This window comes from Pseudarthrobacter sp. NBSH8 (genome assembly GCF_014217545.1).
GTDB lineage: Bacteria > Actinomycetota > Actinomycetes > Actinomycetales > Micrococcaceae > Arthrobacter.
The window spans coordinates 1,830,671-1,857,088 of record NZ_CP043178.1 but is presented as its reverse complement, the minus strand read 5'-3'; the positions used below and the strand labels follow the sequence as shown (position 1 = coordinate 1,857,088).

Annotated in this window: 19 protein-coding genes; 10 read left to right on the top strand and 9 right to left on the bottom strand. The window is 63.2% G+C overall.

Annotated elements, in window-relative coordinates; translation table 11 throughout:
- Nucleotides 1–9: 9 nt before the first annotated feature.
- From FYJ92_RS08495 to FYJ92_RS08485, 3 genes are all read right to left on the bottom strand, one after another.
- Nucleotides 10–1,857: a glycoside hydrolase family 15 protein gene (locus FYJ92_RS08495; protein WP_185263448.1), complete on the bottom strand. Its 1,848-nt coding sequence runs from the start codon at nucleotides 1,855–1,857 to the stop codon at nucleotides 10–12.
- A 17-nt stretch (nucleotides 1,858–1,874) separates the two neighbouring features.
- A complete protein-coding gene (locus tag FYJ92_RS08490) occupies nucleotides 1,875–3,230 on the bottom strand; it encodes an NAD(P)/FAD-dependent oxidoreductase (RefSeq protein ID WP_185263447.1) in 1,356 nt (451 codons plus the stop codon).
- A gap of 209 nt (nucleotides 3,231–3,439) precedes the next feature.
- Nucleotides 3,440–3,745 carry a DUF427 domain-containing protein gene (locus FYJ92_RS08485; protein ID WP_185263446.1) on the bottom strand — a complete coding sequence of 102 codons (306 nt, stop codon included), beginning with the start codon at nucleotides 3,743–3,745 and terminating at the stop codon, nucleotides 3,440–3,442.
- A gap of 298 nt (nucleotides 3,746–4,043) precedes the next feature.
- On the opposite strand from FYJ92_RS08485, the gene FYJ92_RS08480 reads away from it, so the two are divergent.
- Nucleotides 4,044–5,663, top strand: coding sequence for a BCCT family transporter (locus FYJ92_RS08480; protein WP_255482353.1), 1,620 nt, complete (start codon nucleotides 4,044–4,046; stop codon nucleotides 5,661–5,663).
- Nucleotides 5,664–5,756: 93 nt separating this feature from the next.
- Here the strand turns inward: FYJ92_RS08480 and FYJ92_RS08475 are convergent, their stop codons facing one another.
- Nucleotides 5,757–6,632, bottom strand: coding sequence for a LysR family transcriptional regulator (locus FYJ92_RS08475; RefSeq protein ID WP_185263445.1), 876 nt, complete (start codon nucleotides 6,630–6,632; stop codon nucleotides 5,757–5,759).
- 119 nt (nucleotides 6,633–6,751) lie between these two features.
- Here FYJ92_RS08475 and FYJ92_RS08470 point away from each other — a divergent pair, with 119 nt between their 5' ends.
- The 6 genes from FYJ92_RS08470 (at nucleotide 6,752) to FYJ92_RS08445 (ending at nucleotide 14,319) form a co-directional block, all read left to right on the top strand.
- Nucleotides 6,752–8,227 (top strand): aldehyde dehydrogenase, encoded by a 1,476-nt coding sequence (locus FYJ92_RS08470; protein WP_219729691.1) that lies wholly within the window; start codon nucleotides 6,752–6,754, stop codon nucleotides 8,225–8,227.
- Nucleotides 8,228–8,256: 29 nt separating this feature from the next.
- Complete coding sequence (locus FYJ92_RS08465) at nucleotides 8,257–9,966, top strand: hypothetical protein (RefSeq protein WP_255482352.1); 1,710 nt, start codon at nucleotides 8,257–8,259, stop codon at nucleotides 9,964–9,966.
- Nucleotides 9,959–11,035, top strand: a complete 1,077-nt coding sequence (locus tag FYJ92_RS08460; protein WP_185263443.1) for a membrane dipeptidase — start codon at nucleotides 9,959–9,961, stop codon at nucleotides 11,033–11,035. Before FYJ92_RS08465 ends, FYJ92_RS08460 begins: the two co-directional genes overlap by 8 nt.
- On the top strand, nucleotides 11,035–11,775 hold the full coding sequence (locus FYJ92_RS08455; protein WP_185263442.1) for a hypothetical protein: 741 nt from the start codon (nucleotides 11,035–11,037) through the stop codon (nucleotides 11,773–11,775). Before FYJ92_RS08460 ends, FYJ92_RS08455 begins: the two co-directional genes overlap by 1 nt.
- Nucleotides 11,772–12,149: a RidA family protein gene (locus FYJ92_RS08450; protein ID WP_185263441.1), complete on the top strand. Its 378-nt coding sequence runs from the start codon at nucleotides 11,772–11,774 to the stop codon at nucleotides 12,147–12,149. The genes FYJ92_RS08455 and FYJ92_RS08450 overlap by 4 nt, the downstream gene beginning before the upstream one ends.
- A 529-nt stretch (nucleotides 12,150–12,678) precedes the next feature.
- Nucleotides 12,679–14,319 carry a P-loop NTPase fold protein gene (locus FYJ92_RS08445; protein ID WP_185263440.1) on the top strand — a complete coding sequence of 547 codons (1,641 nt, stop codon included), beginning with the start codon at nucleotides 12,679–12,681 and terminating at the stop codon, nucleotides 14,317–14,319.
- Nucleotides 14,320–14,364: 45 nt separating this feature from the next.
- Here the strand turns inward: FYJ92_RS08445 and FYJ92_RS08440 are convergent, their stop codons facing one another.
- Both FYJ92_RS08440 and FYJ92_RS08435 read right to left on the bottom strand, forming a co-directional pair.
- Nucleotides 14,365–15,972 (bottom strand): triacylglycerol lipase, encoded by a 1,608-nt coding sequence (locus FYJ92_RS08440; RefSeq protein WP_255482351.1) that lies wholly within the window; start codon nucleotides 15,970–15,972, stop codon nucleotides 14,365–14,367.
- A 592-nt stretch (nucleotides 15,973–16,564) separates the two neighbouring features.
- A complete protein-coding gene (locus tag FYJ92_RS08435; RefSeq protein ID WP_255482350.1) occupies nucleotides 16,565–17,446 on the bottom strand; it encodes a BTAD domain-containing putative transcriptional regulator in 882 nt (293 codons plus the stop codon).
- A gap of 351 nt (nucleotides 17,447–17,797) precedes the next feature.
- Between FYJ92_RS08435 and FYJ92_RS08430 the strand changes: the two genes are divergently transcribed.
- The 3 genes from FYJ92_RS08430 (at nucleotide 17,798) to FYJ92_RS08420 (ending at nucleotide 19,561) form a co-directional block, all read left to right on the top strand.
- A complete protein-coding gene (locus tag FYJ92_RS08430) occupies nucleotides 17,798–18,175 on the top strand; it encodes a hypothetical protein (RefSeq protein WP_185263439.1) in 378 nt (125 codons plus the stop codon).
- Between the two features lie 25 nt (nucleotides 18,176–18,200).
- Entirely contained in the window at nucleotides 18,201–18,371 is a 171-nt protein-coding gene (locus FYJ92_RS08425; RefSeq protein WP_185263438.1) for a hypothetical protein, read from the top strand.
- Between the two features lie 86 nt (nucleotides 18,372–18,457).
- Nucleotides 18,458–19,561 (top strand): hypothetical protein, encoded by a 1,104-nt coding sequence (locus FYJ92_RS08420; protein ID WP_185263437.1) that lies wholly within the window; start codon nucleotides 18,458–18,460, stop codon nucleotides 19,559–19,561.
- Between the two features lie 6 nt (nucleotides 19,562–19,567).
- On the opposite strand, the gene FYJ92_RS08415 is transcribed toward FYJ92_RS08420, so the two are convergent.
- The 3 genes from FYJ92_RS08415 to FYJ92_RS08405 are packed head-to-tail and all read right to left on the bottom strand — an operon-like array spanning nucleotide 19,568 to nucleotide 26,408.
- The gene (locus FYJ92_RS08415) at nucleotides 19,568–21,553 is read right to left on the bottom strand and encodes a DNA/RNA non-specific endonuclease (protein WP_185263436.1); all 1,986 of its coding nucleotides are present in this window, start codon (nucleotides 21,551–21,553) and stop codon (nucleotides 19,568–19,570) included.
- Complete coding sequence (locus FYJ92_RS08410) at nucleotides 21,550–24,654, bottom strand: ATP-binding protein (protein ID WP_185263435.1); 3,105 nt, start codon at nucleotides 24,652–24,654, stop codon at nucleotides 21,550–21,552. Before FYJ92_RS08410 ends, FYJ92_RS08415 begins: the two co-directional genes overlap by 4 nt.
- Nucleotides 24,651–26,408 (bottom strand): serine protease, encoded by a 1,758-nt coding sequence (locus FYJ92_RS08405; RefSeq protein ID WP_185263434.1) that lies wholly within the window; start codon nucleotides 26,406–26,408, stop codon nucleotides 24,651–24,653. The genes FYJ92_RS08410 and FYJ92_RS08405 overlap by 4 nt, the downstream gene beginning before the upstream one ends.
- Nucleotides 26,409–26,418: the final 10 nt, after the last annotated feature.

Here is a 26,418-nt window from a genome sequence, read left to right as displayed (position 1 = left end):
CAGAACCCGTCACGGGGCGTTACCCCCGACGGCGGCAGTGGCCCGGGTTTTGTCCTCGGCGGTGCGGATGGCCCAGGCGGCATTGACGAGGCCGATGTGGCTGAAGGCCTGCGGAAAGTTGCCGAGCAGCTCGTTGCTGTCCGGGGCAACCTCTTCGGCCAGCAGTCCCAGGTCCGTGGCGTAGCCTGCGGCATGCTCGAAGACAGCGCGGGCGCGCTCAGTCCGCCCGGCCAGGGCCAGGGCGTGGGCCAGCCAGAACGTGCACAGCAGGAAGGTCCCTTCCTCACCCGAGAGCCCGTCGTCGGCCAGGTACCGGTACACCAGGCCCCGGCTGTCGGTGAGCCTTTCTTCGATGGCATCGATCGTCGCGAGCATCCGGGGATCATCGGCGGGCACGAACCCCACGATGGAAAGCACCAGGACCGACGCGTCGAGGTCTTCGGAGCCGTAGGCCTGGGTGTAGGCGTTGACTGTTTCGTTCCAACCGTTCATCCGGATCGAGTTGGCGAGCTGTGCCCGGGTCTGTTCCCAGCGGGGAACCCGGTCTTCGGCGTTCAGGACCCCGGCGAGGCCGATGGCCCGATCCACGGCCACCCAGCACATCAGCTTTGAGTGAAGGTAGTGCCGGGGAGCACCGCGGACCTCCCAGATGCCCTGGTCCGTGGACTGCCAGCGTGATGCTGCCGCGTCGGCCGCGTCGGCAAGGAACTGCCGCGTCCCGGGCTCCAGATCGTTCAGATACTCCGGGAGGGTGGCGGCGGCGTCGAGGAGTTCGCCGTAGACATCGAGCTGGCGCTGGTCCCAAGCGCCGTTGCCCACCCGGACCGGGGCGCTGTCGCGCCAGCCCGGAAGGTGGGCCAGTTCGCGTTCGGACAGGTCGCGTTCCCCGCCGACGCCGTACATGATCTGCAGTTCGTCGCCGCTGCTCAGCCGGCCAGCGGCTGCCGAGGCGAGGAACTGGAAAAACTTTCCGGCCTCATCCGGGCAGGCGGCCACCCACAGGGCCTGTAGGGTCATGCTGGCGTCCCGGATCCAGGTGTACCGGTAGTCCCAGTTCCGGGTGCCGCCGGCGACCTCGGGCAGGGAGGTCGTCGGGGCGGCGACGATCGCGCCGGTCGGATAGAAAGTCAACGCCTGCAGGATCCTGCCGCTGGAAGCGACCAGCTCCTGCCAGGGTCCGTCGTAGCTTTGATGCATCCGGGACCAGCTGCCCCAGCCCTCCAGCGTGTCCTCAAGCCGGCGCGCGATGTCCGCCTGGCTCCAGAACGCTGGCGGTACCGGCCCGGCGTTGCGGTGGTGAAGCGCGAATCCCAGAACGTCTCCGGCCTGGAGAACCGGCTTCGCACGCGCTTCGCCATCCTCGAATTCGAAGGGGACCGGGGTGGAGAAGGCCAGCATGTCGGCCCCGCCGTGGACGAGGACTCCGCCGGCGGTGTCCTCAAGGAGCGGCAGGACGAGGCCGTAGTCCGGCCGCGGCGCGAAGACCACCTCCATCTCGACTTCGCCGTCGACACAGTCCACCTGCCGCAGCAGCGTGCCTGGAGCCCCGGCGCCGAGTTCGTGGCCCCGGTTCCCGTCTCCCAACACCAGGGCGTCGGTGACTTTCACGGTCCCGCCGGCTGTGGTGTGGAGTGTTTCCAACACCATCGTCGGCCCGAGGTACCTCCGCTTCGAAGTGTGCGGGCCCGCGGGCCGGATCGACCAATAACCCGCGTCCTCGCCCAGGATCCGTCCGAACACCGAGGGGCTATCAAAACGGGGGAAACACAGCCAGTCCACGGAACCTGCGGCGCTCACGAGCGCGGCTGAGCGGCAATCGGAGAGCATGGCGTAGTTGGCGATGGGCTCACTGGTCATCGGGACACCTGCCTGATTCACTCAAGACGGTCCAGTGCGTCTTCAATGGCGCGGTGGAACGTCGGATAAGCGTAGATCATCCGCCGCAGTGTGCTGACCGGAATCCTGGCGTGGACGGCAAGAGCCAGGGCAGAGAGCACCTCTCCCCCGGCGGGCCCGGCGGATGTCGCACCGACCAGCACCCCTTGATCGGCGTCTTCGACGAGTTTGATGAATCCCTGATTGCCGGACTTGTGGAGCCAGCCGCGGGCGGACGTGGCCAGGTCGGTGAGACCGACACGCACGTTCAGGCCTTTCCCACGGGCCTGGGCCTCGGTGATGCCGACGGAACCGATCTCGGGGTCGGTGAACGTCACCCGCGGAACCGCATGGTATTCGGCCGGGGCCGGGTCCTGGCCCAGGATGTGCGCGGCGGCGATGGATGCCTGGTACATGGACACGTGGGTAAAGGCGCCCTTGCCGGTGATATCGCCGACGGCGTAGACGCCGTCGGCGATCCGCATGTGCCCATCGGGGTCCAGGAAGCGGGCGGCAGGATCCAGGCCCAGGGCGGCAACGCCGAGAGGCTCGAGGTTGGTGGTTCGTCCCGCCGCGACCAGAAGCCGTCCGGCACGAAGGGTTGAACCGCCGAGGTCTACCGTGAAGGTGCCCATGGAGTGCTGGATCCTTTCAATTCGTGCCCCGGCGTGGACGTCAATGCCCTCTCCGCGCAGCACGCTCTCAAGGAGCCTGCCGGCCTCCGGCTCTTCCGGAGGCAGCAGGCCCGGCGCCGCTTCCAGTACGGTAACCCGGGTGCCGAAGCGCGCGAAGGCCTGCGCCAGTTCCGCGCCGATCGCACCTCCCCCGATGATAATCAGGGATTCCGGGACCTCGGTCGCGGCTATGGCCTCCCTGTTGGTCCAGTACGGCACGTCGGCCAGACCCGGGATCGGGGGAAGCATTGGTTCCGTCCCGGTATTGATCACGATGGCGCGGCGGGCGGTGAACTCCCGGCCGGCGGCGCTGACCGTCCGCGGCCCCGTAATTCTGCCCCGGCCACGGACAAAGCGGCCGCCTTTGCCGGTGAAACGGTCCACGGCGACGGTGTCGTCCCAGTCATCGGTGGCTTCCGAGCGGATCCGGTCCGCCACCGGCGCCCAGTCCGGGCGGACATCGGCATCTCCGGCGAGGCCGTGGATCCTTCGGCCCTCCGCCAGGGAGTTACCGGCCCGGATCATCATCTTGCTCGGAATGCAGCCGTAGTAGGGACACTCCCCACCGACCAGGCGCCCTTCGATTCCCACGACCGAGAGACCCCCTTCGGCGAGCTCGCCGGCGGCGGCCTCACCTCCCGGACCCATCCCAATAACAACAACATCAACTTCTTCAGCCACGAAATCTCCTTACCATCATCAATCCGATCCTTCTGAAAAGTCTGGCCCCTGCCAGGCCCGGGAGCGCTGGGACCCTGTGCCTCCGGCCGGGTGGACGCTCACCGGTAGGCCAGATCTGACCGCTACCTCCCAAGCGGGCGCGCAGCCCGGCCTCTGGCCGGGATCCCCTCAGAGGAGGGGACCATACCGGCGGAGGACCTCGGCCATTGCTATTCGGTGATGTGGATTTCTCTCCAGAAGGCGACGTAGTTGCTGTAATCCCGGCCTACCCGCTCCAGCGACGTGGGATACGGGTCTGGGTAACTGAAAGCGCGGTCCGGCAGCAGGTTCCCGCCGCTGTCCTTGACACTGAAGTACTGGCACCGGCCCTTCCACCCGCAGGTATACGGTGTTGCACTGGCAATAAGCAGTGCGGAGTCGACGCTCTGGGGCGGGAAGTACCAGTTCCCTTCGATCTTGATCAGCTCGTCCCGCGGTGCTTCCGCAAGCACGGTGCCGTTAAGTACTGCCTTCATGAGGGCGACCCTTTCGTGGTGAAACCGTTGTCCCCACGACTCTAGGTGCGATGCTCGTCCGGGTTCTGCGATCCGGAACACACAAGAGATGATCCGCGAGTTAGCCGGTGCCGGTCTCCCCCGCGTGGGCCGCGGCTCGAGACAGGCCGGTCAGAGTATGTAGTTCATCGCGAGCATCTATATCAACAGGTTATCAATAATGATCAACTAAGTCTTGGACCCCGTGAATGATGTGAGGCTAATCTCATTTCTACGCAGTCTGCGTGATCCGGCTAACAGGAAAGTTGTCGAGCACACGATGAAGAACCGAATCCAATCTCTGGAGCAGGAAGAACGCCTCCCCATGGCTTCCGAGGAAACCCCCAGCCGCGCAGTCGGCGAACAATTCAAGCCCGTCGCAGATCGAAAGGTCACGATTGCCAGCCTCGGGATACTGGCCGTCTTCGTGCTCGCCACCCTCATCTTCCCGAAGCAGTCATCCGACGCAATCAGCGAGGGATTTTCCTTCTCCGCGAAATGGGTGGGCTTCTACTGGCAAGCGCTTTTGCTGGCAACCTTCGTGTGTTCCATTGCGCTGGCGTTGACGCCTTATGCAAAGGCCAGGCTTGGAGGACACGTTTCTCCGGACTACGGTCGCTTCAAGTGGGTTGCGATGATCATGTGCACCCTCCTGGCCGGCGGCGGCGTCTTCTGGGCCGCTGCGGAGCCGATCTCCCACTACATCGCCAGTCCACCGTATTACGGTGAGCCCAGTGGAGATCCGACCGAAGCGGCACACATCGCGCTGGGACAGACTTTTGTGCACTGGGGCTTCCTGGCCTGGGCCATTTTGGGTTCGCTTGGGGCCATTGTTATGACCCATGCCGTATCCAAAGGCATGCCGCTGCGGCCGCGAACGCTGCTCTACCCCGTCATGGGGCGCAGGGTACTCAAAAGCTGGATCGGCACCGTGGCCGACGTGGTCTGCATCATCGCCGTGGTGGCCGGGACGGTTGGTCCGATCGGCTTCCTGGGGCTCCAGGTCTCCTACGGACTTTCCAGGCTCTTCGGGGTTCCCAACAACTACGGCACGCAGCTGATCATCATCGCGGTGCTCACCGGACTTGCCGCCCTTTCGGTCTCCTCCGGCTTGAGCAAGGGCATCCAGCTGATGAGCCGGCTCAATGTCTGGCTGGCCCTGGGTCTCATGGCCGCCGTGTTGGTATTGGGCTCGGCCGCCTACATATTCAAGTCCTTCGTCGGCGGTTTCGGCGTGTACCTTCAGAACTTTGTGGGCACCTCGCTCTACCAGGGGGACCAGGGGTGGGTCTCAGGCTGGACGGTCTTCTTCTTCGCCTGGTTCCTGGGCTACGCGCCGTTGATGGCCATCTTCGTGGCCACCATTTCCCGCGGCCGCACAGTTCGTGAACTCATCCTGTTTACGGCGGTCCTGCCGCCGATCGTCACTTGCTTCTGGTTTACCGTGCTCGGTGGCACCGGCATTATGTTCGAGCAGCAGAATCCTGGCTCCATTTCCGGGCCTCTGGCCAGTGACGGCCTGCCGGCCGTGGTGATGACCATCGCCGAGCAGTTGCCCTTCTCCGGAATCATTGCCACAGCGTTCCTGGTCCTGACCATCATGTTTGTGGCGACCACGGCGGACTCGATGTCCTTCAGCATTGCCCAATCGTGCACCATTGAGGGCGAGCCTTCGACGAAGCTGCGTGCCGCCTGGGCTGTGACCATGGGCGTGGCAGCCGCGGTGCTGATCTCCATTGGCGACGGTGGAATCAGCGCGCTGCAATCATTCATTGTCATCACTGCGGTTCCCGTGGGCTTCATCATCCTGCCGTCCTTGTTCGCGGCCCCGGTGTTCGTCCGGCGCATGGCGCTGGAGCAGGGAGTCCTCGACCGGAAGCCCCGTGGAGTGAGGCCCTAAAGGCGGTACCCGACACGCCCTTTCCTGTGAGCAGGCGATGGGGCCCCGGCATCGGTGCCGGGGCCCCATCGCCTGTCTCGGCGCGTGGCAGTCTCACACGCCGCCGGCTTCCATGAATCGTTCCACGAGCGCCGAATCCTGCCGGCCCTCGGCACAAATCAGCGATACCCGTGAATAGGCAGCGGCGTCGGTTAGGTCGAGATAGGCCACGCCGGGGATCTGCAGCGCGCGCAGCGACTCCGGGACGATAGCGATCCCTGTGCGGGCCGCCACGAGCCCCAGGATGGTGGGGAACTGAATGGCTTCCTGGGCGACCCTGATATGAAACCCCGCCTGGATGCACAGGGCGGAAATCAGGTCGTAAAGCCGCGAGACCTGATGGCGCGGGAAAACCACGAAATCCTGCCCCGCGAGTTCCTTCAACGGGACGCTTGCCCGCTGGGCCAGAGGATGGGAATGCGGCACCGCAACGATCAGCGGTTCACGCCTCAGCGCGGTGACATGAATTCCTTCGATGGGCTCGATTTCCCGAACGATGCCGACATCCAGCTGGCCCTCGAGTACCCCCTGGATTTGCCGTTCGGTGGTGTTTTCCTGGAGCTGGAACTGCACCTGCGGCCACTGCTCATGCATGCTGTTGACCATGCCCGGCAACAAGAACAGGGCAGCGGAGCTGACAAATCCAACCCTGAGAAGCCCCGTGCTGCCACGGGTGGCCAGTTCCACTTGGCTTTCTGCGCGCTCCGCTTCGGAGATGACCCGACGGGCTGCCTCGAGGAGCACGCGGCCTGTGTCCGTGATCTCCACCGATCGGGTGGTGCGGACGAAGAGCTGGGTTTTCAGGTTTCTTTCCAGGCGCTGGATCTGCTGGCTCAGCGCCGGTTGGGCGATGTGCAGGCGCGCAGCGGCCCGGTTGAAATGCATTTCCTCGGCGACCGCGATGAAGTAGCGAAGCTGTCTCAGTTCCATAAATACTAAGTGTCTCTGCTTATGAATCAATAGGCAATAAATACTTCTCTATGATAAGCGACCCCCGTATCGTGGATCACAGATTCGATACACCGCAGCTAGAAAGCAGGAACCACACCGTGAACACCACAACCACCCAAACCCTGGAACTCAAACAGCTCATCAACGGCCAGTGGGACAGCGCAACCGGAGCCGAAGCCCAAAGTTTCAACCCGGCCGACCCCGGCGAAGTGGTTGCCCGCTACGCCACAGCCACCACTCAAACGCTGGAAGCAGCCATCGCCGCCGGCCGTGCCGCGCTGGCCGGCTGGGACCGGGTGGGAATCCTGGGCCGCGGACGCGTGCTGCGGCGTGCTGCACAGCTCCTGGAGGAGCGCGGCGAAGACATTGCTGTGCTGATGACCCGCGAACAGGGCAAGACCCTGGCCGACTCCCGAGGCGAAGTCGGTGCCACCGTGGAGACCCTGTACTACCAGGCCGGCTCGGCCCGCCGCGCCGACGGCGTCACCTACCCGTCGGGCAATGCCGATGAACTCGTCCGTACCATCCGCCGCCCGGTAGGCGTGGTCGGGGTCATCACCCCCTGGAACTTCCCGCTGCAGATTCCGGCCTGGAAAATCGCACCGGCGCTGCTCTGGGGCAACACAGTCGTGTGGAAGCCGGCCAGCGATACCCCCGCCGTCGCCCTGGCCTTCGCCGAGATCCTTGTTGAAGCCGGCGTTCCCGCCGGTGTCCTGAACCTGGTCCTGGGCCCGGGCTCCTTGGGATCGAGTCTGGTCGAACACGAGGGAATCGCCGCAGTGACCTTTACGGGCTCCGTTCCGGTGGGCCACCAGATCCGCGAACGAGTGGTGCTTCGTGGCGCGAAGCTGCAGATGGAACTGGGCGGGCACAATGCCGCCATCGTCATGCCGGATGCGGACGTCGCCAGTGCCGCGGCCGCCATTGTGGCGGCCGCCATGAGCAGCACCGGCCAGAAATGCACTGCCACCCGCCGCATCATCGCCGTCGGGGACGTCCACGACCGTCTGGTCGAAGCCCTGGTGCCGCTGGTCAACGCCCTGGTCGCCGGCCCGGGAACCGAAGCAACATCGGACATGGGCCCGGTTGTCTCAGACCGCGCCCGAAGCGACATCGAAGCCGCACTGTCCCAGGCCCAAGCCGAGGGTGCAACGGTTTTGGCGCAAGGATCAAAGTCGGACGCTCCGGGGCACTACGTCCTGCCCACGCTGCTCGCCGGAACCGATGCCTTGACCATCACCCACGAAGAAGTGTTCGGTCCGATCGTGACGCTGATGCGCGTCGCGGACCTCGATGAGGCCATCACTTTGGCCAATGCCACCGACTTCGGCCTGACCGCATCGGTCTTCACCCGCGACGAGCACGCCATCCGCCGCTGCCTCAACGAAGTGGTCGCCGGATTGATCAAGGTCAACGCACCTTCCACCGGTTCAGAGGTCCATGCGCCGTTTGGCGGACTTCGCGATTCCTCCTTCCCGGCCCCGCGCGAACAAAACAGCGATGTTGTCGCGGACTTCTTTACCGAGACCAAGACCGCCTACGTACGCGTCGCACCGCAGGGGCGTGTCTCGTGAGCGCACCTGCAATGACCAAAGGCATTGAGATGACCACGCAATCGATGTTGCGCCCGCCAAACACCGTGATGGATCCGGCGGACATGGGCGGTGCCCGGGCAACCCGGCACAGCTTCATCCGTTCGATGATCCGCCGTGCGGTGCGTGCCGGCTGGCAGATCGAGCGCACCTACTTTGATGTCGACGTCCAAGGCCGCGGCGAGGCAATCTATGAGGTCCGTGCAGAAACCCACCTGTGGAGCTTTGTGGCATTCTCGCAGCGTCTGAGCGAGGCAGAGCGCACCGACCGGGTGATCGCGAAGGCCTGGGACATCACCGCTGCACTGGTCGAAGGCAGCGTGGATGCGGATCGTCTGGCCCGGATGCGGACCCAGGTGCCGCTGCAGGAAGCCGGCCGCGCCGAGCAGGGATCCCTGATCTGGACGCGCGCCAACCGGAGCGAACGTTTCTTTGAATACGTCACGGACCGCTTGGCCCGGGGAGAGCAACCCGAGAGCGAAAAGTTCGGCGGATCGCCTTACATCATTCGCAGCACGGCGTTCTACAGCAACGGTAAATGCGGACTGGCCGACTACGAAGGTTTTGCGGACGGCCACCCGCTGGCGGTTCCCTACCGGGCACACATGCTCACGGCCTGGCTGATGCGCGAATTCAGCTATGACTTGGTGGAGGCCTGCGCCGCGGCCCGCAACCCGAAGGCGGCAAGGCTCAGCGGACCCTGGCGCCGCTACCTGGGCATGGGCAATGCCACCGGACTGGGCATGGTGCCCTACGCCATCAATCACCCCGAGGTCATCAACTCCTGGGCGCTGCTGCGGGAGCTCCCGTTGGCTTCGGTCATCTCCCGGACCGTGGCACCCGCCGAGGCGGCGGTACAGCGCGTCGTGGACCTACTGCGCGAGTCAATCGACTATCTGGCCGAGCAGGCAGACATTCAGAGCGCGCCCTTCGCGGCCGGCCCCGAGTTGGCCGTACAGCTTGAGGAACTGCTGGTTGAGCTGCGCTCATGGGCCCTGACAGGGCGCTTCGCGGGGAACAAAACCAGCCACATTTGGAGAGATCTGCATGATGCGGCGGCCCTGCGTGGACCGGGGTGCCGCGGCATGGTGGCCTCCGTGCTTACCGAACTCAGCGAGGACCTGGATGAAACAGTAGAAGCGCTGCTGCGCTGCGATGAGTCCCGCTGCATCGCCGCGGGTGACACCTGCGCCCGCCTGATCGAGAGGATGGAGGACGAATACTCCTGGACCGGTTCGTTCGACTTCTCAGACCCTTCGGCGCAGCAGCACTTCTGGTTCTCCTCAGCGGACAACGAGGAGCCCCGGCGCGCACGGCTGGGAGCGGCCCCGGGAGAAAACGTCCAACACCCCGTGGATATTGCCCGGGCCGTCGCCAAACTGCGCGCGGATTTGGCCGGTGCCGATGGAACCATCAGCGTGGGCGAGTTCCTGCTGTCCCATCCTTGGCATCGTGCCACCGTGGCTCGCGTGCAGAAGGTCGGCAAGCTGACCTATGGTGAGGTGCGGGACAACCTGTTGGCCGCCGAATTCCTGCCGCTGAATCTCCAGCGATTCCAGCTGGCGGTCTACGGCATGGAGAATTACACCCCCCAGTCCACCGACTGGCTGCGCGTGACATTGATGGCCGGGGCTCCGCGCATCGCAGACCTGGCTTCCGGGACTGCCGATGATTCGTGGATGTTCACCCGTCGTCCTCGGGGGGCGGCAGATCATGTCTAGCTTCCAAGGTCCGGCCACTGTCGTTGACGGGCCACAAATCGAAACGGTTCAGAGCTCTTCGGCGTTGAACCCGGGGAGCGGGCAGAACGTTGCTGAACTCCATGCCGCGGCCACCATCGTCGACGGCCTACAGATTAACAATTGGGACCGAGGCGTCCTGGAGGAATTGCGCGCTGGCGGGATCAGCGGCGTCAACGCCACCTGCGCGGTCTGGGAAGGGCCGGCCGATACCCTGAAGGCCATCGGGGACTGGTATCAGCTTGCCGTACAGAATCCCGACCTGATGGTGCTGGCGCAGAACAGCCAGGATATCCGCCAGGCGAAACTGGACCAGCGTGTCGCGGTGCTGCTGGGATTCCAGAACACGAGCTCCTTCGGGGACGACTTCCGCCTGGTGGAGGTCTTCCACAAGCTGGGAGTGAAGGTTGCCCAACTGACCTACAACATCCAGAACCTGGTCGGTGGAGCCTGCTATGAACCCGAGGATTCCGGGCTGACTCGGTTCGGTCGAACCATCGTGTCCGAAATGAACCGTGTGGGCATGCTCATCGACCTCTCACACGTGGGTAACCGGACCTCCCTGGACGCGGTCGAGGCTTCGATTGCCCCAGTGGCAATCACCCACTCGAACCCCACCTGGTTTGTGGAGAATCCGCGCAACAAGCCCGACGAGGTTATCCGTGCGGTTACCGACAAGGGCGGGATGCTGGGCTGCTGCCTTTACCCGCTGGTCATCGGCGGGAAGAAGACGACCCTGGAACAGTTCTGCCAGATGATCGCGCGCCTGGTTGATGACCTCGGACCCGGGCGGGTTGGTTTGGGCAGTGACTGCACGCGCAACTGGGACAACGAGTATGTTGGCTGGTTACGCAACGGCCGCTGGCAACCACCGGGGGAGCACAAGGCCGCTTGGCCCGAGTGGCCCGAGTGGTTTGTGGGACCCGAGGACTTCCCCCGCTTGACCGATGGCCTGGTCAAGGTAGGACTCGACGAAAAAACCATCCGCGGTGTGCTCGGCGAGAACTGGCTGAGCCTCTTCGACGATGTATTCCCCGGAAGGAAAATCTGATGACCGTTATCACCGAGAAAGTAGCAAACATGGAAAGCAGGGGTTCGACGCCCGTGGTGCGTCTGGCTATGCGGGAAGTGCGTGAGGCCGCATACCGCGCACTGATGGCCCGCGGAGCAAGTAATTCCGAGGCCCAAGCCGCCGCCAGGCAGGTGCTTTTCGCCGAGATGCACCATGGCACCGGGCTGCAAGCCCTGTCCTCGTGGCTGCGTGACAAGTCCTGGGCGCCGAAACCCCTCGACTACACCAAGTCCACCACTCCGGCCGGGCTGAGCTATCTGGTAGGCCCCGGTGCACCCTGCAATGCTCTGGTACACGGGGTCCTGCTGGTCGACGTCGCCAGCACCGGAGCCGGCAGCGAAGTGTTGTGCAACGCCGTGGAAAACGAATCCCACCTGCTTGACGAGGCCCTGCTCAACGCCGCCCTGGGCTCCGGCCTCACCGTGGTGCACCGTACCGCTGGGGACCGGAACCAGACCACGTTTGCCACGCCCGCAGGAGACCTGGGCATCGGATTCAGCACGCCCGGCCAATCCGCGCCCCACACAGCACCGGCGACCGGGTATGGTTCGCGCTTCTACACGGCCAATAACGCGCCCGAGGGCGTATTTATCGTGTCGACAGCATCCGAACGGACCCTGAAGAGGACCGAAACGGCCCGGGACGGGATACACGTAAACGCCAAAACCTGGGCAGAAGTCCGCACCGTGGCGGCAGCCTACCTGGTGGCCGACGCATGAGCGGGATACAGCGTCGTTGGCACGAAGACGGAAAACCACGCCCCTACACGGCAACCGCAACCTACGGAGGAATCGTCTGGGCCTGCGGACAGGTCCCCACCAAGGCCGACGGATCTACTCCCGAGTCCCTGCGTGACCAAGTGAACGTAGTGTTCGACAACTTGGAAAGGGTCCTCGCCGATGCCGGGGCCAATCTGTCCAGCATCCTGAAGATCACAGTCTTCCTTGCGGATTTGGACGAATTTGATGAATACAACGCGGCCTATCTGGAACGTTTCGGCGATTGCACGCTCCCGCCACGCACCACCGTGGAGGTTTCGCGGTTCCGTGGGGAAAAGCGCATTGAAATGGATGCCGTAGCAGCAGCTATGTAACTCATCATTCCGGAACGGTTTCCTTTGCAGCCAACGACCTCCACGACCCTCCGGCGTGATCGACCGGTGGCCGCCAGTGGGACGGCCACCGGCGTCCAGGCATGCCGGACGAAGATCAGTTCGGTGTTGTCACCGCGATCGGGAGGTATTGGTCACATCGCCAGTCCAGCCAGCCTCGTGGCCCTGTAACGCGCTGATAACGCTGCGGTAGCAGAATCGAGTCAGCAAACACTGTAGAAAGTAAGCTCAGGAGCCTTCGTCAGTATGAGAACCGCGGTCGTCATGCTCAGGACAACAGGCGCGTCTGGGCCGTCCGGTCCACCGCGCGGCTCCGTCGCTTCAGGCGGGACGTCGCTCTCGCTTCTGGCCCTGGGGCTATCGACAACGGAGGCTGGACGGCCAACGTGGCAGGACCCCTATCCCAAAGATGGAGTGATCGGGATAGTGCTGGGGTCGCTGCGATTTCAGAATCGCTGCTGAATTTCGTGGCCCCGACGATTTCCGCTTCCACTTGACCAATGGAGTCGCGATGACATACGTCGGCCACATCCTCCTCGATGTGCCCGCGAAGAATCCATCCCTCGGATTCACTCAGATTGCGCAGGCACTTTCCCAGATCGTTCAAACCAGTGAGCCTCGTTTCGCCGTTGGCATCTTCGGCGGCTGGGGTTCTGGTAAGAGCACGCTTATGGATGAGATCGAACAGCTCATTGCGCAAGATGAGACTGCGATCATCGTCCGATTCAACGCCTGGCGATATGAACGCGAATCGCATCTCATCGTTCCGCTCCTCGACACGATAAGGTCATCTCTCGCTGAATGGGCAACCCAGGTGGAGCACGCAGCGCAGCAAACCAAAATGAGGGAAATTACGCGGCAGATCGGGCAGGTTGTGAGGGCCCTCGTTCGCTCAACAAGAATTGAAATTGGCGTTCCCAGTGGACCCACGTTCTCCCTTGATCCGGGAAAAGCCCTAGACGAGTTCGTGACTCATCCTGACGATATTGGCGCCACCGCACAGTCCCTCTACTTTGGAGCCTTTCAACAGCTGACGTCGGCTTTTTCTGAAGTGCGGGAAGCTGGGCTGTCGCGGATTGTCGTGTTTGTCGATGACCTCGACCGCTGCCTCCCGCAGCAATCACTAACTGTCTTGGAGTCGATGAAGCTATTCTTCGACATGCCAGGCTTCATCTTTGTCGTTGGGCTTGATGAACGCGTGGTCGAATCGGCGGTCAGGACAAAGTTCGCAGGGCAACCTGGAGGACTGAACATTGATCGACAGCTGGAGCGGGACTACCTGAAGAAAATGTTCCAAGTCCCATACACACTTCCCCCTTTGATGGCTGGCCAGCTGGACGACCTTCTGCAGTGGCTCATCGTTCACGGCAAGCTGGCTCCTGAGCAACAGATCGACCTCAACGTACGGGTACGCAAATATCTGAGGTATGTAGCCACAGAAGGTCGAATCAATCCCCGAGAAGTCAAGCGCTACATCAATGCCTACACGCTCAACCGAATGGTCCGCCCGGATCTGGAGCCCGACACGATGCTCGCACTTCAGACAATTGACTTCCGCGGCGACTGGGAGCAGATCTATGAAGAGGTGGTACTGGCTGAACCAGATGTATTTGTCGACACGCTGAAGAGGTTCCGATCAGGTGAGGATACCGCTTTCGAAGACATCTGGCCCGACGTCGGAGTATTACCCCATGAATTCTCTAGTTTCCTTCGGTCCGGCGAGGCGCAGACTCTGTCGGATACACCCGATTTAGGACGCTACCTGTCGTTGATGGAAACAACCAGGAGTACTGCGCCGTGGATTACTGATGCAATGCGCGACGTCGGATTACTAAGAGCGCATGTCAGAGACCTCGACTCTGGCCTGATATTCGGCTCTGCAAGCGCCCGCGATACCGCTGTGCAGGTGAAGGACACTCTTGGGCGGCTGTCGAGCTACACATCGACAATGACGCCGGACCGCCGCAGCCGGCCTCTGGACAGGTTGTATGAACTGATGAACATTCTTGCCCCATCCGGCAGCTCCGATAGTCCACCCCAGGGGACAACATCCCAACAAATCGAAGATTGGCGCAAAGCGGCGGGCGCGGCGATCGACGCCATGCAAACGGAACTCCGCGACATTAGGCAGGCATCGGCTTTTAGCCGCTGACCAACCCCCGGGGTTTTGAACCCGCCACCCACTCAAACTCGCCAGCTACTTTGAGAGGATGAGCTTCCGTGGGGTAACGGTGAGGCGGATGCCTGCGTGGACTCCAAGCAGGGCTTTAGCGAATTCCGGGACGTCGATGCGTCCTTGCCAGCGTTCGGGTGTGCTGTCGGTGTCCTTCAGCTGATCATCGTGGCCGGGGTCCCAGTCACGGAGAGCGGTAGGAATGGTACTGTTCCACGCGGCCCATGCTTTGGGCAGCGGCCGGCCTGCCGAGGGCGCTTCGATGTCAACTAGCAGGGTGTCCTGCCAGTCCTCGGTCTGTTCCATATGGTCGTCAAAGAAGAAGCGTCCTTCCTTTTCGGTGATGGACATCAGCCGGAGTTTGAGCGCATGACGCAACCGGGGCACTTCCTTGCCTCCCACGCGCGGACGGGGTGCTTTCGACGAAAGGAAGGTCGTCAGCAGCGGCACGGGTGAGTCTATGGGGTCCCCTTCTTTCCAGTGCTCGATCTGGACGGGACAGAAGTGGGCGGCGCTTTGCTCATGGACCAGGACGGGTAGACCCCTTATGGCCAGTCCGACGTCGAGCTGGAACTCGACCTCGGGTGGGGCGGCCCTGCCGACAGTAAAGCCCACGAGCTCCACCTGGATTTTGAGGTCCCCGAAGAGGAACCGCTGAAGGTTCTGGTAGCCCTCCTCTGAGTTAACGATGCCGTAGCGTCCGCTGTGGCTGCGATGCACCACGGCCAGCGGTGCCCCGCGAACGGCGGCGTTGTCGATCTGGACGAGGCCGTCGCTGCGGGCTCCTACCGCCTTAGAGGACAGACCGAACGCCACGTCATAGTCCTCTGGATTCGAACCGACCAGACAGAACAGTTCGTCCACCGGAAACCCGTCATCTGGGAGCTCAGTCGGTTTGAAGTCGTCGCGCGTCCGCGCCAGTCTCAATGCTGCCGGTGTGAGGTAGTCATACATCCGGTCGGGGCCGAAGACGTCTGTCCCCTGGATTCCTGTGGCGTCGCGGATGCGCTCAAAAATCCCGAAACCTATTGCGAAGCGGATTCCCCCATGCGGCGTGGCGTACGTGAACACCCTTGCCACATACCTGTTCCCTGCGGCGGGGTCGATCTCCCCGCCTACGTCTACGAGGGCTTCTGGGATGACCCGCTGCAGGAGTGAGCGGCAGATCAGCCCACCCATGGAGTGCGCAACAAGAAAGACCTTTGGCGCACCCGTCTTCTCCAACACGAGTTTGATCAGGTTGAACAGGCTGCGGGCGGCGTTCTCGAATGAAAAACTCTCCGGCTCTTCAGAAAACGAATCGGCGGATCCATCATAAAAACGATGGATCCACACGGACGCCGAATTCACAGTGCCGGCTTCCACGCTGTTCAGGAAAGCCCACTGATCCCCGTGAACGGGTACCTCATATTTGTGGTCCGTTACCAGCCGCAGCATCGGGGATTCAAACTGGTGGAATTTCGCCCTTCCGTTGCTGTCAGCACGGACGTGTACCGATCCCTGGCTGAAGCCATAAAAGGGATCGTCCACGGCGCTGTTTATAGCCGATCCGCTGCCTGCGAAGCCCCGGACATAAATCACTGGGAGCCTGCCGTCGTCGCCCGGGTAGCCCATCTTGTATTCCTTATCCAAAAACGGATGCACCTGCCAGGAAGCACTGAGGTGCACGCTTATGTGGTGAGTCGATCATGGAGGCGTTACGGCGGCGTTACCGGCAGACCTTGGGGGCAGCGTTAATGAACCGTGAACCCTGCCACAAGACGTGTCTCCAGCTCAGGGTCGTAACGCAGCAATAACGAGGTCACGCTGTACTGGGTTCAAGGGTGAGCTCAGCTGAATCTTGAGCCATTATTTCGTAAAGGTGGGCCAACTCCTGATACTTCTGCAGCAGGATCGTAACAACCAGAAGAAGTGCACTACTTTGAACCGGTCAGGCATCTCGCAGGCTGGTAGGGATTGGTTTGGGTGCCTGAAAGTCCGGACGCTCCAAATGGATGAGGGTAAAGACGGGGAGTGGATGGCTATCATGATCAAAGACGACCGATGGTCAGGCTCCGCTGATGAAGCTGGTGACCCCTACCCCGATATGCCGGAAGTACAAACGATGATCATCAGCAAATGGCTTGAGTCCGGTCACACTAAGAGTTTCCGGGCGAGAATAACTTACAGAGAAACTCCGGGTATTGCCCAAAGCGCGGTGTCCACCGCTGACCCCGACGAGGTCCTACGAGTGGTGCAAGGCTGGCTCGCCGGTCAGCCAGGAAACGCTGGCCGGTAGGCGCTCCTCCCTTGCCCGGGCTTGGCGGTCAAGGGCGCCAGCTATGAGACTTTTGACGGAATCGGAAGGCAGGAGACCCATGTCCTCCTCAAGTTTCCCCCGGTACCGTTCGTAGGCGCTAAGCGCAGCGGCGGGATTGCCCTGCCGCATCTCCGCAGCGATGAGAAGCCCTACCGCTTTCTCATATAGCGGCTCAATTTCCAACGCGGCTTCTGCAGCTGCCCCTGCCACCTCAGAATTACCCCGGGCGAGTGACAGACGCGAAATTGCCGTGAAAGCGCGAAGCCGATCTTGCCGCAGCCTGCTCTGTTCAAAAATCACCCAGTCCTCATACCAGCCCGGAAGCACCTCCGCATCACGCAACTCATGCAACGAGGAGGCAACGTCGCCGTCAAACCCGGCCTGGCCCAGGGCACGGATCCGGGCGCGGATCCGATGCAGGTCCACCTCAACGTGATCGGTCAGGGACAGCATCGCGCCCGCATTGACCATCAAACCGGGCACCTGCCGTGAAATCAGGTGAACAGTCACACGCAGACTCTCCAGCGCCCGGGCATCAGGATACTCCGGCCACAACTGACCAACGAGATAACTGCGGAGGCTCGGACCCCGGATGGCCAGCGCCGCGATAAGGCGTTGCTGACGTGTTGCAACATGGAGGACCACCGCGCCCCGGCGAAGCCGCCACGACCCAAGTAGATCCAATTTCAATTCTCCATAGCCGTCGTCGCCCATGGAAGCCTGATTCCGGTTCGGTCTGAAGTGTTTAGAGCAGGTAAAACGAGGATCCCCAAAACGCTGGATAATGTCAATATGCTTGGCTTCCAATTTTTATTGTCGAGAGCTGACTATCCGAAAAAACCATCTTCAAGCCAGTCAACGGAAATGGATGATGTCCCGCGGTCGCCAAGGGGCCTAACGGCTGGGAATCCGTTCTGGATATATACATCCAATGCAGGCGACGCCTAATCCGCTCACGCAAATAGGTTCGCGAACGCCGGCCGATGCGTTAGCGGTCTATTATTACCGCACCCTCTTGAAAGTCCGACGGCGGATCAGCAGTCCCCTGCGACGGGGCGCCTACCTGCCACTTCGGGACAGCAGTAACGCCCGGGTAACGCGCGATGCCCGAGATTGAGGACGGAGCAGCCGACGGCGAATGCTTCATGCGTTGGGTTCTTGAACTACATGGACTACCCCGACGACGTTGCCATGTTGATGTTCACCAAGGGCCAGTCGAGGCGGATGGACGCATGCATGGAGCGTGCCCGGGCTTCCTTCCTGGCCGCACCGGCCTTCGCGCTGACGCGCGCCGGAACAGGGCCTGCTCCCGCATCAACCACGGCGGCCCCCACAGTAACGCCGTCCCCGCACCCTTCCACGCCGGAACTGGCTGCCGGGCCGCGGCTGCTTCGCCTAAGCCCCACGGGGAAAGGGAGTTGCTCCGTCTCCGGCACGGTCGAACGGCTCCGCCAAGACAAACACAACGCGATGTTGATGCTGGATGACATCCGGGCCGCGCTCAACGGTGACAGCGTCAACACTACGGGTGGATGATGACTCCAGCCGGGCGGTGAGAGCCATGACCGGTCCTTCAGCTGAAATCACCGGTATCTGGCTGAACTGCCACGAGGAAGACGCTCCCTCATCGATGGTCATCCGCCCCCGCGACTACCCCTTACGCCCGGCGCGTTGGCGGGACGAGCGTGAGCTGATGGTTGAGAAGCACCACGACGCAGTAACGGCTCCGTAACGCCTCCCGGACCATACTGCGGCCGAAGGCGGATACGATTCATCGCCCTTAATGATGCGAAGACTCAACCAGGAAACGGATGGTGCATGATGGCTGGACCACGGGACGGACGCACAGCGGTAGCCAAAGATGGCGTAGCAGACCGCCTCAGCGAGGGCCTCGACATTGACACTCGCAGGCTGGGCGAGACGCTCGAAGCGCTTCCGGACGGGGTGGTGGCTGCCCTTGAAGTCCGGGATGCCTGGCGTCGGGAATTGGCAGAGAACATCGAAGCTCTTGAGTTCATAGTTGCAGATCTGCAGAGGTGGCCGGTGGGATCGGTGGTGCGGGTCGCGTTCCTCGACGGAGACTCCGCACTCCACGCCGATGTCGCAACAGCGACAGAACAACTTTCCGCCGCCATGAATCTCACACTCGATTTCGGGTTCGACGCCGGAACGTACAGACGATGGACGCTGAGCGATACCCAGCTGAAGGCTGAGATCAGAGTGAGCTTCGACACGAACGGCTACTGGTCGCTGGTGGGCACCGACAGCACTGACAGCACGATAGACCCGTCCGGTGGGCCGATCGGCGGCATGCCGAATCAGCGAAGCCTGAACCTGGGCGGCTATAAGGTGTCCAAGCCCCAGGGCTGGGAGGGAACCGTCCGGCACGAGTTCATGCACGCTCTGGCGTTCAAGCACGAACACCAGAACTTCCGCGGCCCCTGCGAGGCGGACTTCCGCTGGGAAAACGACCCCGGATACGTACCGACGACCGACCCAAGGGGCGTGTTCGTCCCCGATGTTGCAGGCAAAAGGCCAGGTATCTACACCTACCTCGCCGGACCGCCCAACAGGTGGTCGAAGGCCAAGGTGGACCACAACCTTCGCACAACGAATGACCCAAATTCGGTGATGGGCGAATTCGATTCCTCTTCGGTGATGCTCTATCGCTTCGCTCCGTTCTTCTACAAGTCGAGTCCCAGCGCGTGCGCTCCCGCTGGCCCCGGGAATGATCTGTCGGCGGGCGACAAACGAGGGCTTCATTTGCTCTACCCGGAGGCCGCCGAAGAGGTAGCCAAGATGGCTGAGCAGTCGCTCCGTGGACTGGAGATCGTCAATTCGGAAAGCCAGCGTAACTCCGCTTCCGTGTTCAACGATCGGCTCGTAGAACTCCTTACAGCCCACTCGGCAGTCGCCGACTGAGCAGGGTCACAGCACTATTTGGTGGACTGCGTCGAGCGGGAGGTAGCGCGGCTCGACGTGGGCTGCTTCTTCTTGGGCGGCCACCGCTCCTAACGGATCAAACGGCACATACCGGGAGAAGTCGTGTCCGGTCGATTCGGCGAGGTCGGCGATCGCGATTTGGAACGTGCGGTACGCGCCAAGGACGAATCCCTCCACGGCCTCCGTCCGCGCGCGACGTTCGAGCAACTCCCGAATCATTTCTCCTTGGCTGATCACGTAGGCCGTCGCATGCAGCGCGCGCGTCCCGGAGGCCTCCATGACCACAAGCTTCCAGAACTCCCGTGGCGCGATCACGCCCGGTGCGATCTGTTGGTCGTCTTCCCGCATCACCGGCCCTGTGAAGACGCACGCCTTGAAGCCGTGCGTCTTGATGCTCGTCAGGATGTAATTTTCAAGTCCGAGCCAAAGCTGGGAACTGGAATTGAAGTCACCGTGCTGGACGGCGGCGTTCGTATAGTGGAAAGTGTCGTCGTTGGCCCTCCGGGCGAGCCCGTTCGCTTCCTCCCCGGGGCCACCGGCCGGCGGTGTGTCGTCCCAGTTCGGATCCTCGCGCCGGACCAGATGACCGCGGTCAATGTCCGGGTGGGCGTAATCCTCCTTGCGAAGCTGGATGGTGAGGGGGATCCGCCCGTCCTGGAACCATCTATCGTCCCCGCGCTTGATGGCAACGTGATGCTGTCCGTCGATGTTGACCGCCGTCATTGCCGGCTGGCTGCGGCTGCGGGAGAACTTCACCCCGAAGTGTGTGTAACGGATCTCGGACGGCTGGCTCGGGAGTTCGTCGCTCGGCGTTGCCAGATCGGCGGCGAGGGTACTCGATATGACCGGCCACGGAGCCGCGAGGTCACCCGTACCCAGGAAATGGGGATCGTAGCCGGCGCGACCCGCAAGGTCTGTTGGGTTATGGATTCCGTCCCGGCGTGCCTCGGCAGTCCCCGCGTCGGCGGCAGTGATCGAAATGGGACGCCTGCCGTCGAGCAGGTCCCGCAGCGTCCCAACCCCCACCGCGCTGTTGAAGCGCCCATAAATTCCGGAGTAGTGCAGGCCCACCACCTTGCCATCCACCAGACGGATCAGCGGCGAGCCTGAGTTGCCCCCGAGGCTGGTGCAGTCGTAACGCAAGGCAACCCCGGGCGCCAGGGCCTGCAGGATCTTCCCGGGTGCATATCGCGTAACGTCGTACAGATCGCGGAAATACCTCGCCATGTCAGAGGCGTCATTGCGGTCGTCATACGCAGGGTAGCCAACAAGTGCAACGAGATCGCCGACGGCGGCATCACTGTCCGCGAGCGCCAACGGTGATGGCAGGTTCTTCCCCGTGATCCGCAGGAACGCCACATCGGGAGACGTTGTGTCGGCGAGGTAGGGGACGTCGACAACAGTGAAGGGCGTCGCCTCGCTGGCGAGGCTGCCGAACTCTTCGTTGAAGTCGAGCGACGCTCCATAGCGAATCTGGGATGGGTCGCGCATGAAGATCCCCTGCCCGTCGGCCGTGCGACGTGCCACAAGCGCGGCCACATGACGGTTGGTGACCACGATCCGATCGGCGCCTTCCGCCGCAATGACCCAACCTGTTCCGCCCCAGGCCAAGCGGAAATTGGCGAACTCAACCCGGCCGACCGATGGGATGGTCTTCTCCGTGCCGCGGATCCGGGCGTCCGTTCCGGGCGGGAAATCGTCCAGGCTGTCGTCCTGCCCCGCGCCGAGGACCACTTGGTTGTTCTTGATCAGCAGGGGTGGACGGCCCACGCGCTGCACAATCGCTTCGAGGTCGTCCATTGAGCTGACGTTTTCGAGTTGGTCGGCCGTGCTTCTGGCCGGGTGGCTGCCAAGGCCGGTTACGGCGAGGCTAGAGAGCCCCATTCGTGCGAGGAGGCCGCCGGCGACCTGTTTTTCGAGGGCGGCCCTCAGCATTGGGGATTCCTGCAGCCGCTGTTGCGCCGTTGTCATAGTGACCATTTCCTTTCGAACGAATAGAGAACCGCCATGGGTGGCACGAATGCAGAGGGGACATGGCGCGCGAGCAGAGCCGCCGCGGCATCGTCCGGCGCCGAGCGTCGCGCTTCTCGATCGGCGGCCGGGTAGCGCCGGCGCAGGCGTTGGAACTCTTCCCAGGCTTTCCCAGGGTTCACTGCGCCTGACCAGATCCGGATTTGTTCGAGGCAGGCCTCTTCCGAGTCGAGCTGGGCGATACGGTCCACCATTGTTTCGTCCGGGCGTCGCGTCCAAGACGGAGGGTGGCTGGTCAGCCGTGATGGATAGGCCCATTGGCCCGCTGACGTGCGTCGCCATCGTTCGGAACTTCGAGCGAGCAGCCGGAGGTCTGGACGACGGAGCGCGACGGCGGCTGCCCCTAGCCACTCGGCGAGCAGACCGAGCGCGGCAAGGTTCTGGATTGACCCGCCCGGGGAAGCCGCAGGAGAGATACTCCAGTCCCCCGCACCCCTGGGCGGCAGGCCGCCGGCCTCGGCCAGCTCAAAGTCCGTGCGCGCGAGATGACGGAGCATGGCATCGCCCGGATCCAACTGCTGCATCGTCTCTGTGACCGGACCGTAGGGCGTCGCACTGGCGAGGACACGTGCTGCCCCGGCCGGCGTGGCAAGGTCGGGTGCCCTTGGGACCGGCAAGTTCGTCTCCCTGACCGTGGTGGTCGGTGAAGACACGTTCGCCGCGAACCGGCTGGCCTGCACCGCCAGCGAATCGAGCACTTGCGGTGACTGCACGCCGGACACCCACGTCGTCGTCGGCGACCAAACCACGGCCGCGGCATCGACGGGATCGCTCACACCCCATGAAGATCGCAGTTCTGGTGCGCCGGTATGCACCAGTGCGAACCCGAGGGCTCCGTTGGCCAGCGAACCGTTGAACCCCCGTTCACGCAGCTCGGTGGCGAGTTCAGCCAGCCCCGGGTCCGCCGTGAATGCACTCTCGAGGGCTGCGAATCCCGACTCGGCCCACATCTCGAGGTGGGCAAGGGTAGTTGTCGGCGCCCTCTCGCGAAAGCGGCCATCGAAGTACCGGTGCGGATCGAACCCGTGCAGGGCATCTGACCAGCGGCCCGCGCGCCACAAGAAGGAGCGGGCCACGTCTAAGGCCGGTGAGTGAGGGGCACCAGGGCTTTGGCCGAAGGACCTCCCGTAAACATAGGCGGCTTCCCGGACATCCCCACGCTCAAGGGTCGCTTCGAGTTCGCGGGCGGCACCCTCGTGGTCCACAGAGAGAGCAGATTTCGAGCCGCGCCGGAACTTCGACGTTCGCAGGCCGATGGAGTCCCGTACGAGGTCCTGTGCGGCCGCGGGCAGTTCCGAGACGGATTGGCGGTCCAGCTGTTGAAGAATCTCCGGTGCGATACGAGGAGGCCGTCCGCCCGAGCGCATCGCTTGAAGGCGGTGGTAGGCGGCCTCGAGCTGCGCGAACGGTTCGGGGCGTCGCTCAAACCATCTCGCGGCCCTCAGGTTCAGGCCGGCCGTTGTGGAAGGTTCCCCGGCGTTGTACAGCAGTTCGAGCAAGGAGGCCCGCACGTCCGGCCGGTGGCGGACCCAGCCTGGCACGGCGTCAGGCTCAACCAGCCAGTGCTGAGTGGCCAGCGCCTCGAAAGCGGCGACTGCATCGGGCGCCCGCATGTCATCCAGCCCTACGTGCGGCGCCAGCACCTCGGCGATGACGTCGGGGTTGAGCCTGCGTATCAGGAGGCCGGGCTGCGCGAGTAGGCGCAGGTTCTCATCACCGGTTCGGGACAGCAGGAAGCGGTAGAGATAGACGGCCGCGAGGTCTCCTTGTCCGGAGACGCCCTCTAGCGCCATCGGTCCGGACTGGCGGACAGCCAAGGCAGCCAGCCGGAGCAGGAGCGGGATTCCATCGGATACTTCACGTATGCGCTGGAACATGTCGGACCCCGCGTCGTAGCGGCTGAGCAGGCGGTCGGCGTTCTCGTCGTCGAGTCCGCCCAGCTCGATCCGTTCGCCCACTCGTTCCGGCACACTCTCGAGTGCTGGCCCCCGGCCGGCCGCGATGACCGCCAGCGGGCGCAGCCCTTGTCTGCACAATTCGTCGATAGTCTCGAATAGGCGAAGCGGGTGCGTCTCTCCCCGGCCCCCAAGCACCTCAACCGTGTCGAGGATCAGCAGGACCGGGCGGCCGACGGCGCGGACGGTCTCGCCGAGCACCCGCGACAGTTCCTGGGGAATGTGCTGGCGCCCGGAACCCTTGATGTTTCCGTCCGGAGACGACCCGGCTCCCGCCGCTGCCAAGCGGGCTTGACGAAGCGGCGACGTGGTCGGACCCGACTCAAGCGCGACTTGGCGGCTTATCTCTACAGTGAGACCGACCTGGTCCTGAATGTCCAGTCCCCCACGGTCGAAGTCGAGCCGGACGACCAGCCACGGCGGGGCCTGGATGCCTGCGCGGCGGGCCGTCTCGTCGATGAGCGTCGATTTCCCGATTCCGGGAAGTCCGGTGATGTAAAGGGCGGCTACCGGCCCATCTGTGAACGGTCGGCTGAGCCAGCGTTCGGCCTGCGCAATCTCGGCGTGCCGGCCGTAGAAACCTCTGTCCTGCATCAGCTGCGCACGGGCGTCCGCATCAAAACGCCCCAGCGCAGAGCGGACGGATGCCAGGGCCTGGTGGGCGGCCGCCTGCGGGCCAGCGCGATCAAGCGCCGTGGCCACACGCGCGAGCGAGTCACGGTCCAGCGGTGGCTCCAGCAGGTGTGTGATTCCTGCTCCAGTGTAGGGGGAGACTCCCGCGAGGGCGTCGAGTAGTGCCTCGGTAGCGGGATCCCGCGGATATTGGCGCCGCAAACGGATCTCCGAGTCGAGGGTCCCTCCGGCTTCCAACGCCGCAAGTTCGCGACGGCGCACGGTGCCGCGCATCAACCACCCGCTCGGTTTGCTCGTGTCACACGCGTTGGCCAGGTTGACGGTGACAGCCAGGGCGGCGTCTGCTGAGACATCACCGAGCATGTTCAGCAGCGCTCCCGGATCGAAGGGACCGGAGAGCGCAGCAAGCCTCCGGGCGCGTTCGATGAATGGGCGGCCCTCTTCGATGCTCATCCGCCGCCGCCCGCGATGAGTCGCAGGTCGGCCCTAAGGCGTTCGCTGACGGTAGCGAGCAGTTCCTGAGCGTAGAGACCGTTGACGTGAGGGAGGTCAAACAATGCACGATCGGTCGCGTACGCGACCCGGCCCTCCTCGACGGCGCCGGTCAAATCCATCGATGCGACGGTGAGCAGATCGAGGATGTCGGCGCGGCGGAAGTCTCCGATGAACTCGACGACGAGGCCGGGCGAACGGTCGGTCTCAGTGGCCGGCAAACCTGCGAATTCGGGACCTGGAAGGGTAAGCGTCTCGAGTCCTGCGATGACGAGCCGCAGCCGGGGTTTGGTGAGGGATGCGCCGACGAGGCCTTCGATTGTGACGCGGGCAGCTTCCGTCAATGGCACCGTGGGATTGTCGATAAATAACCACACTGTCCTTCCTGCCTTGGCCGCTGCCGCTTCTATTGCTGCAGCAAGATTCTCTGCCCGTTCCCTGGCAGCCGCTTCCGGTGGCGCCTGACCTGCTGCCGCGCTGGCTTGTTCGGGAAGGGGTTCGGGAAGGTCCAGTCCTCCGAGCCGCACTCTGCGGCGGATGTCGGCCACCAGGTCATCCACGATCTGATCCTGCATGATGCGGACCAGGCAATGCTCGGGGCCTCGGCGGACGAGGAGTTGTTGAAGGATGTCGTGGCTGAATCCGAGACCCGTCGAGGTGGATTCGATGACGGCCCGCTTGATCCGCACGCCGCGGACGCGACCGGCGGCGTGGCCGGCCTCGGCGATGGCTTGGAAGAACTGGTTGCGGCCGATGACGAGAGGTCCGCTGACCGTCCCATCCAGCGACCAGAGCGTCGGTGGTGCTACATCGTTACGGATGTGGTCCACAATCGAATTGATGAAGCTCCCGGCGGGGATAAATCGTGCCCTGGCGTCGAACTCACCTTGATGGATCCCAATGAACTGGAGGTCTTTGTCAAAGCACGCTCCGCCCGACGAGCCACCTGCCGTAGGGACGTTGTGACGCCATCGGGCTGTGACGTTACTGATCTTGGCCGCGAAGCCGAAGTCGATGACATGGTCCGTCCCACCCGGGAAGTGGATCAGGACAACGCGGCCCCTGTTTCTGGGCAGGGGCGGGGGCGACATGAGTCTTACGTGCCCGAGGTGGGTCGCAGCAGGCAGAACCATCTTCAGCAGGGCTACATCGTAGCGGTCATTGACATCCGAGTCCTTGAGGGGTGCGCGGCTCTCATACTCAGCATCGCCGCATTCTGACTGAAATATTGTGGGGACCTTAATGGCGAACTTCATGTTGTCGGCAAGCAGGACCTCCAAGTTCGGTGCGGGCTCCTGCGGTTTCCCCGGTCCAGCGACGGCGATGACATGCCAGGACGTAAGGACCAGGCTCGGTCCAACGAGCACGCCGCTACCGGCCACACGATTATTCTTAAGTACCCTGCAGCGGAAGGCCTGGGCCTGGGCGAGGAACCGACGCAGCTCCTCAGTGGGTATGACGCCGACGGGATCGTCCAGGACGGTGTCTTCGAGCTGAAGGCCCCGGGCGCGAAGGGCACCGACGAATGACGCCACGAGTCCCATGGCCTCAAGTTGTTCCAGCCAGAACTTGGCTGGATCCTTGTTCACGCGGGCAGCCACGACATTGATCGCCTCGACAGTCAGCGGGCTGTCTCCGGACTGGACCGCGAGGAGGGCGCCGGCCGCCTCTGCCGCATGATGACGGATGGTGTCCAGGATCGCATCTTCATCCACGTGCGGGACT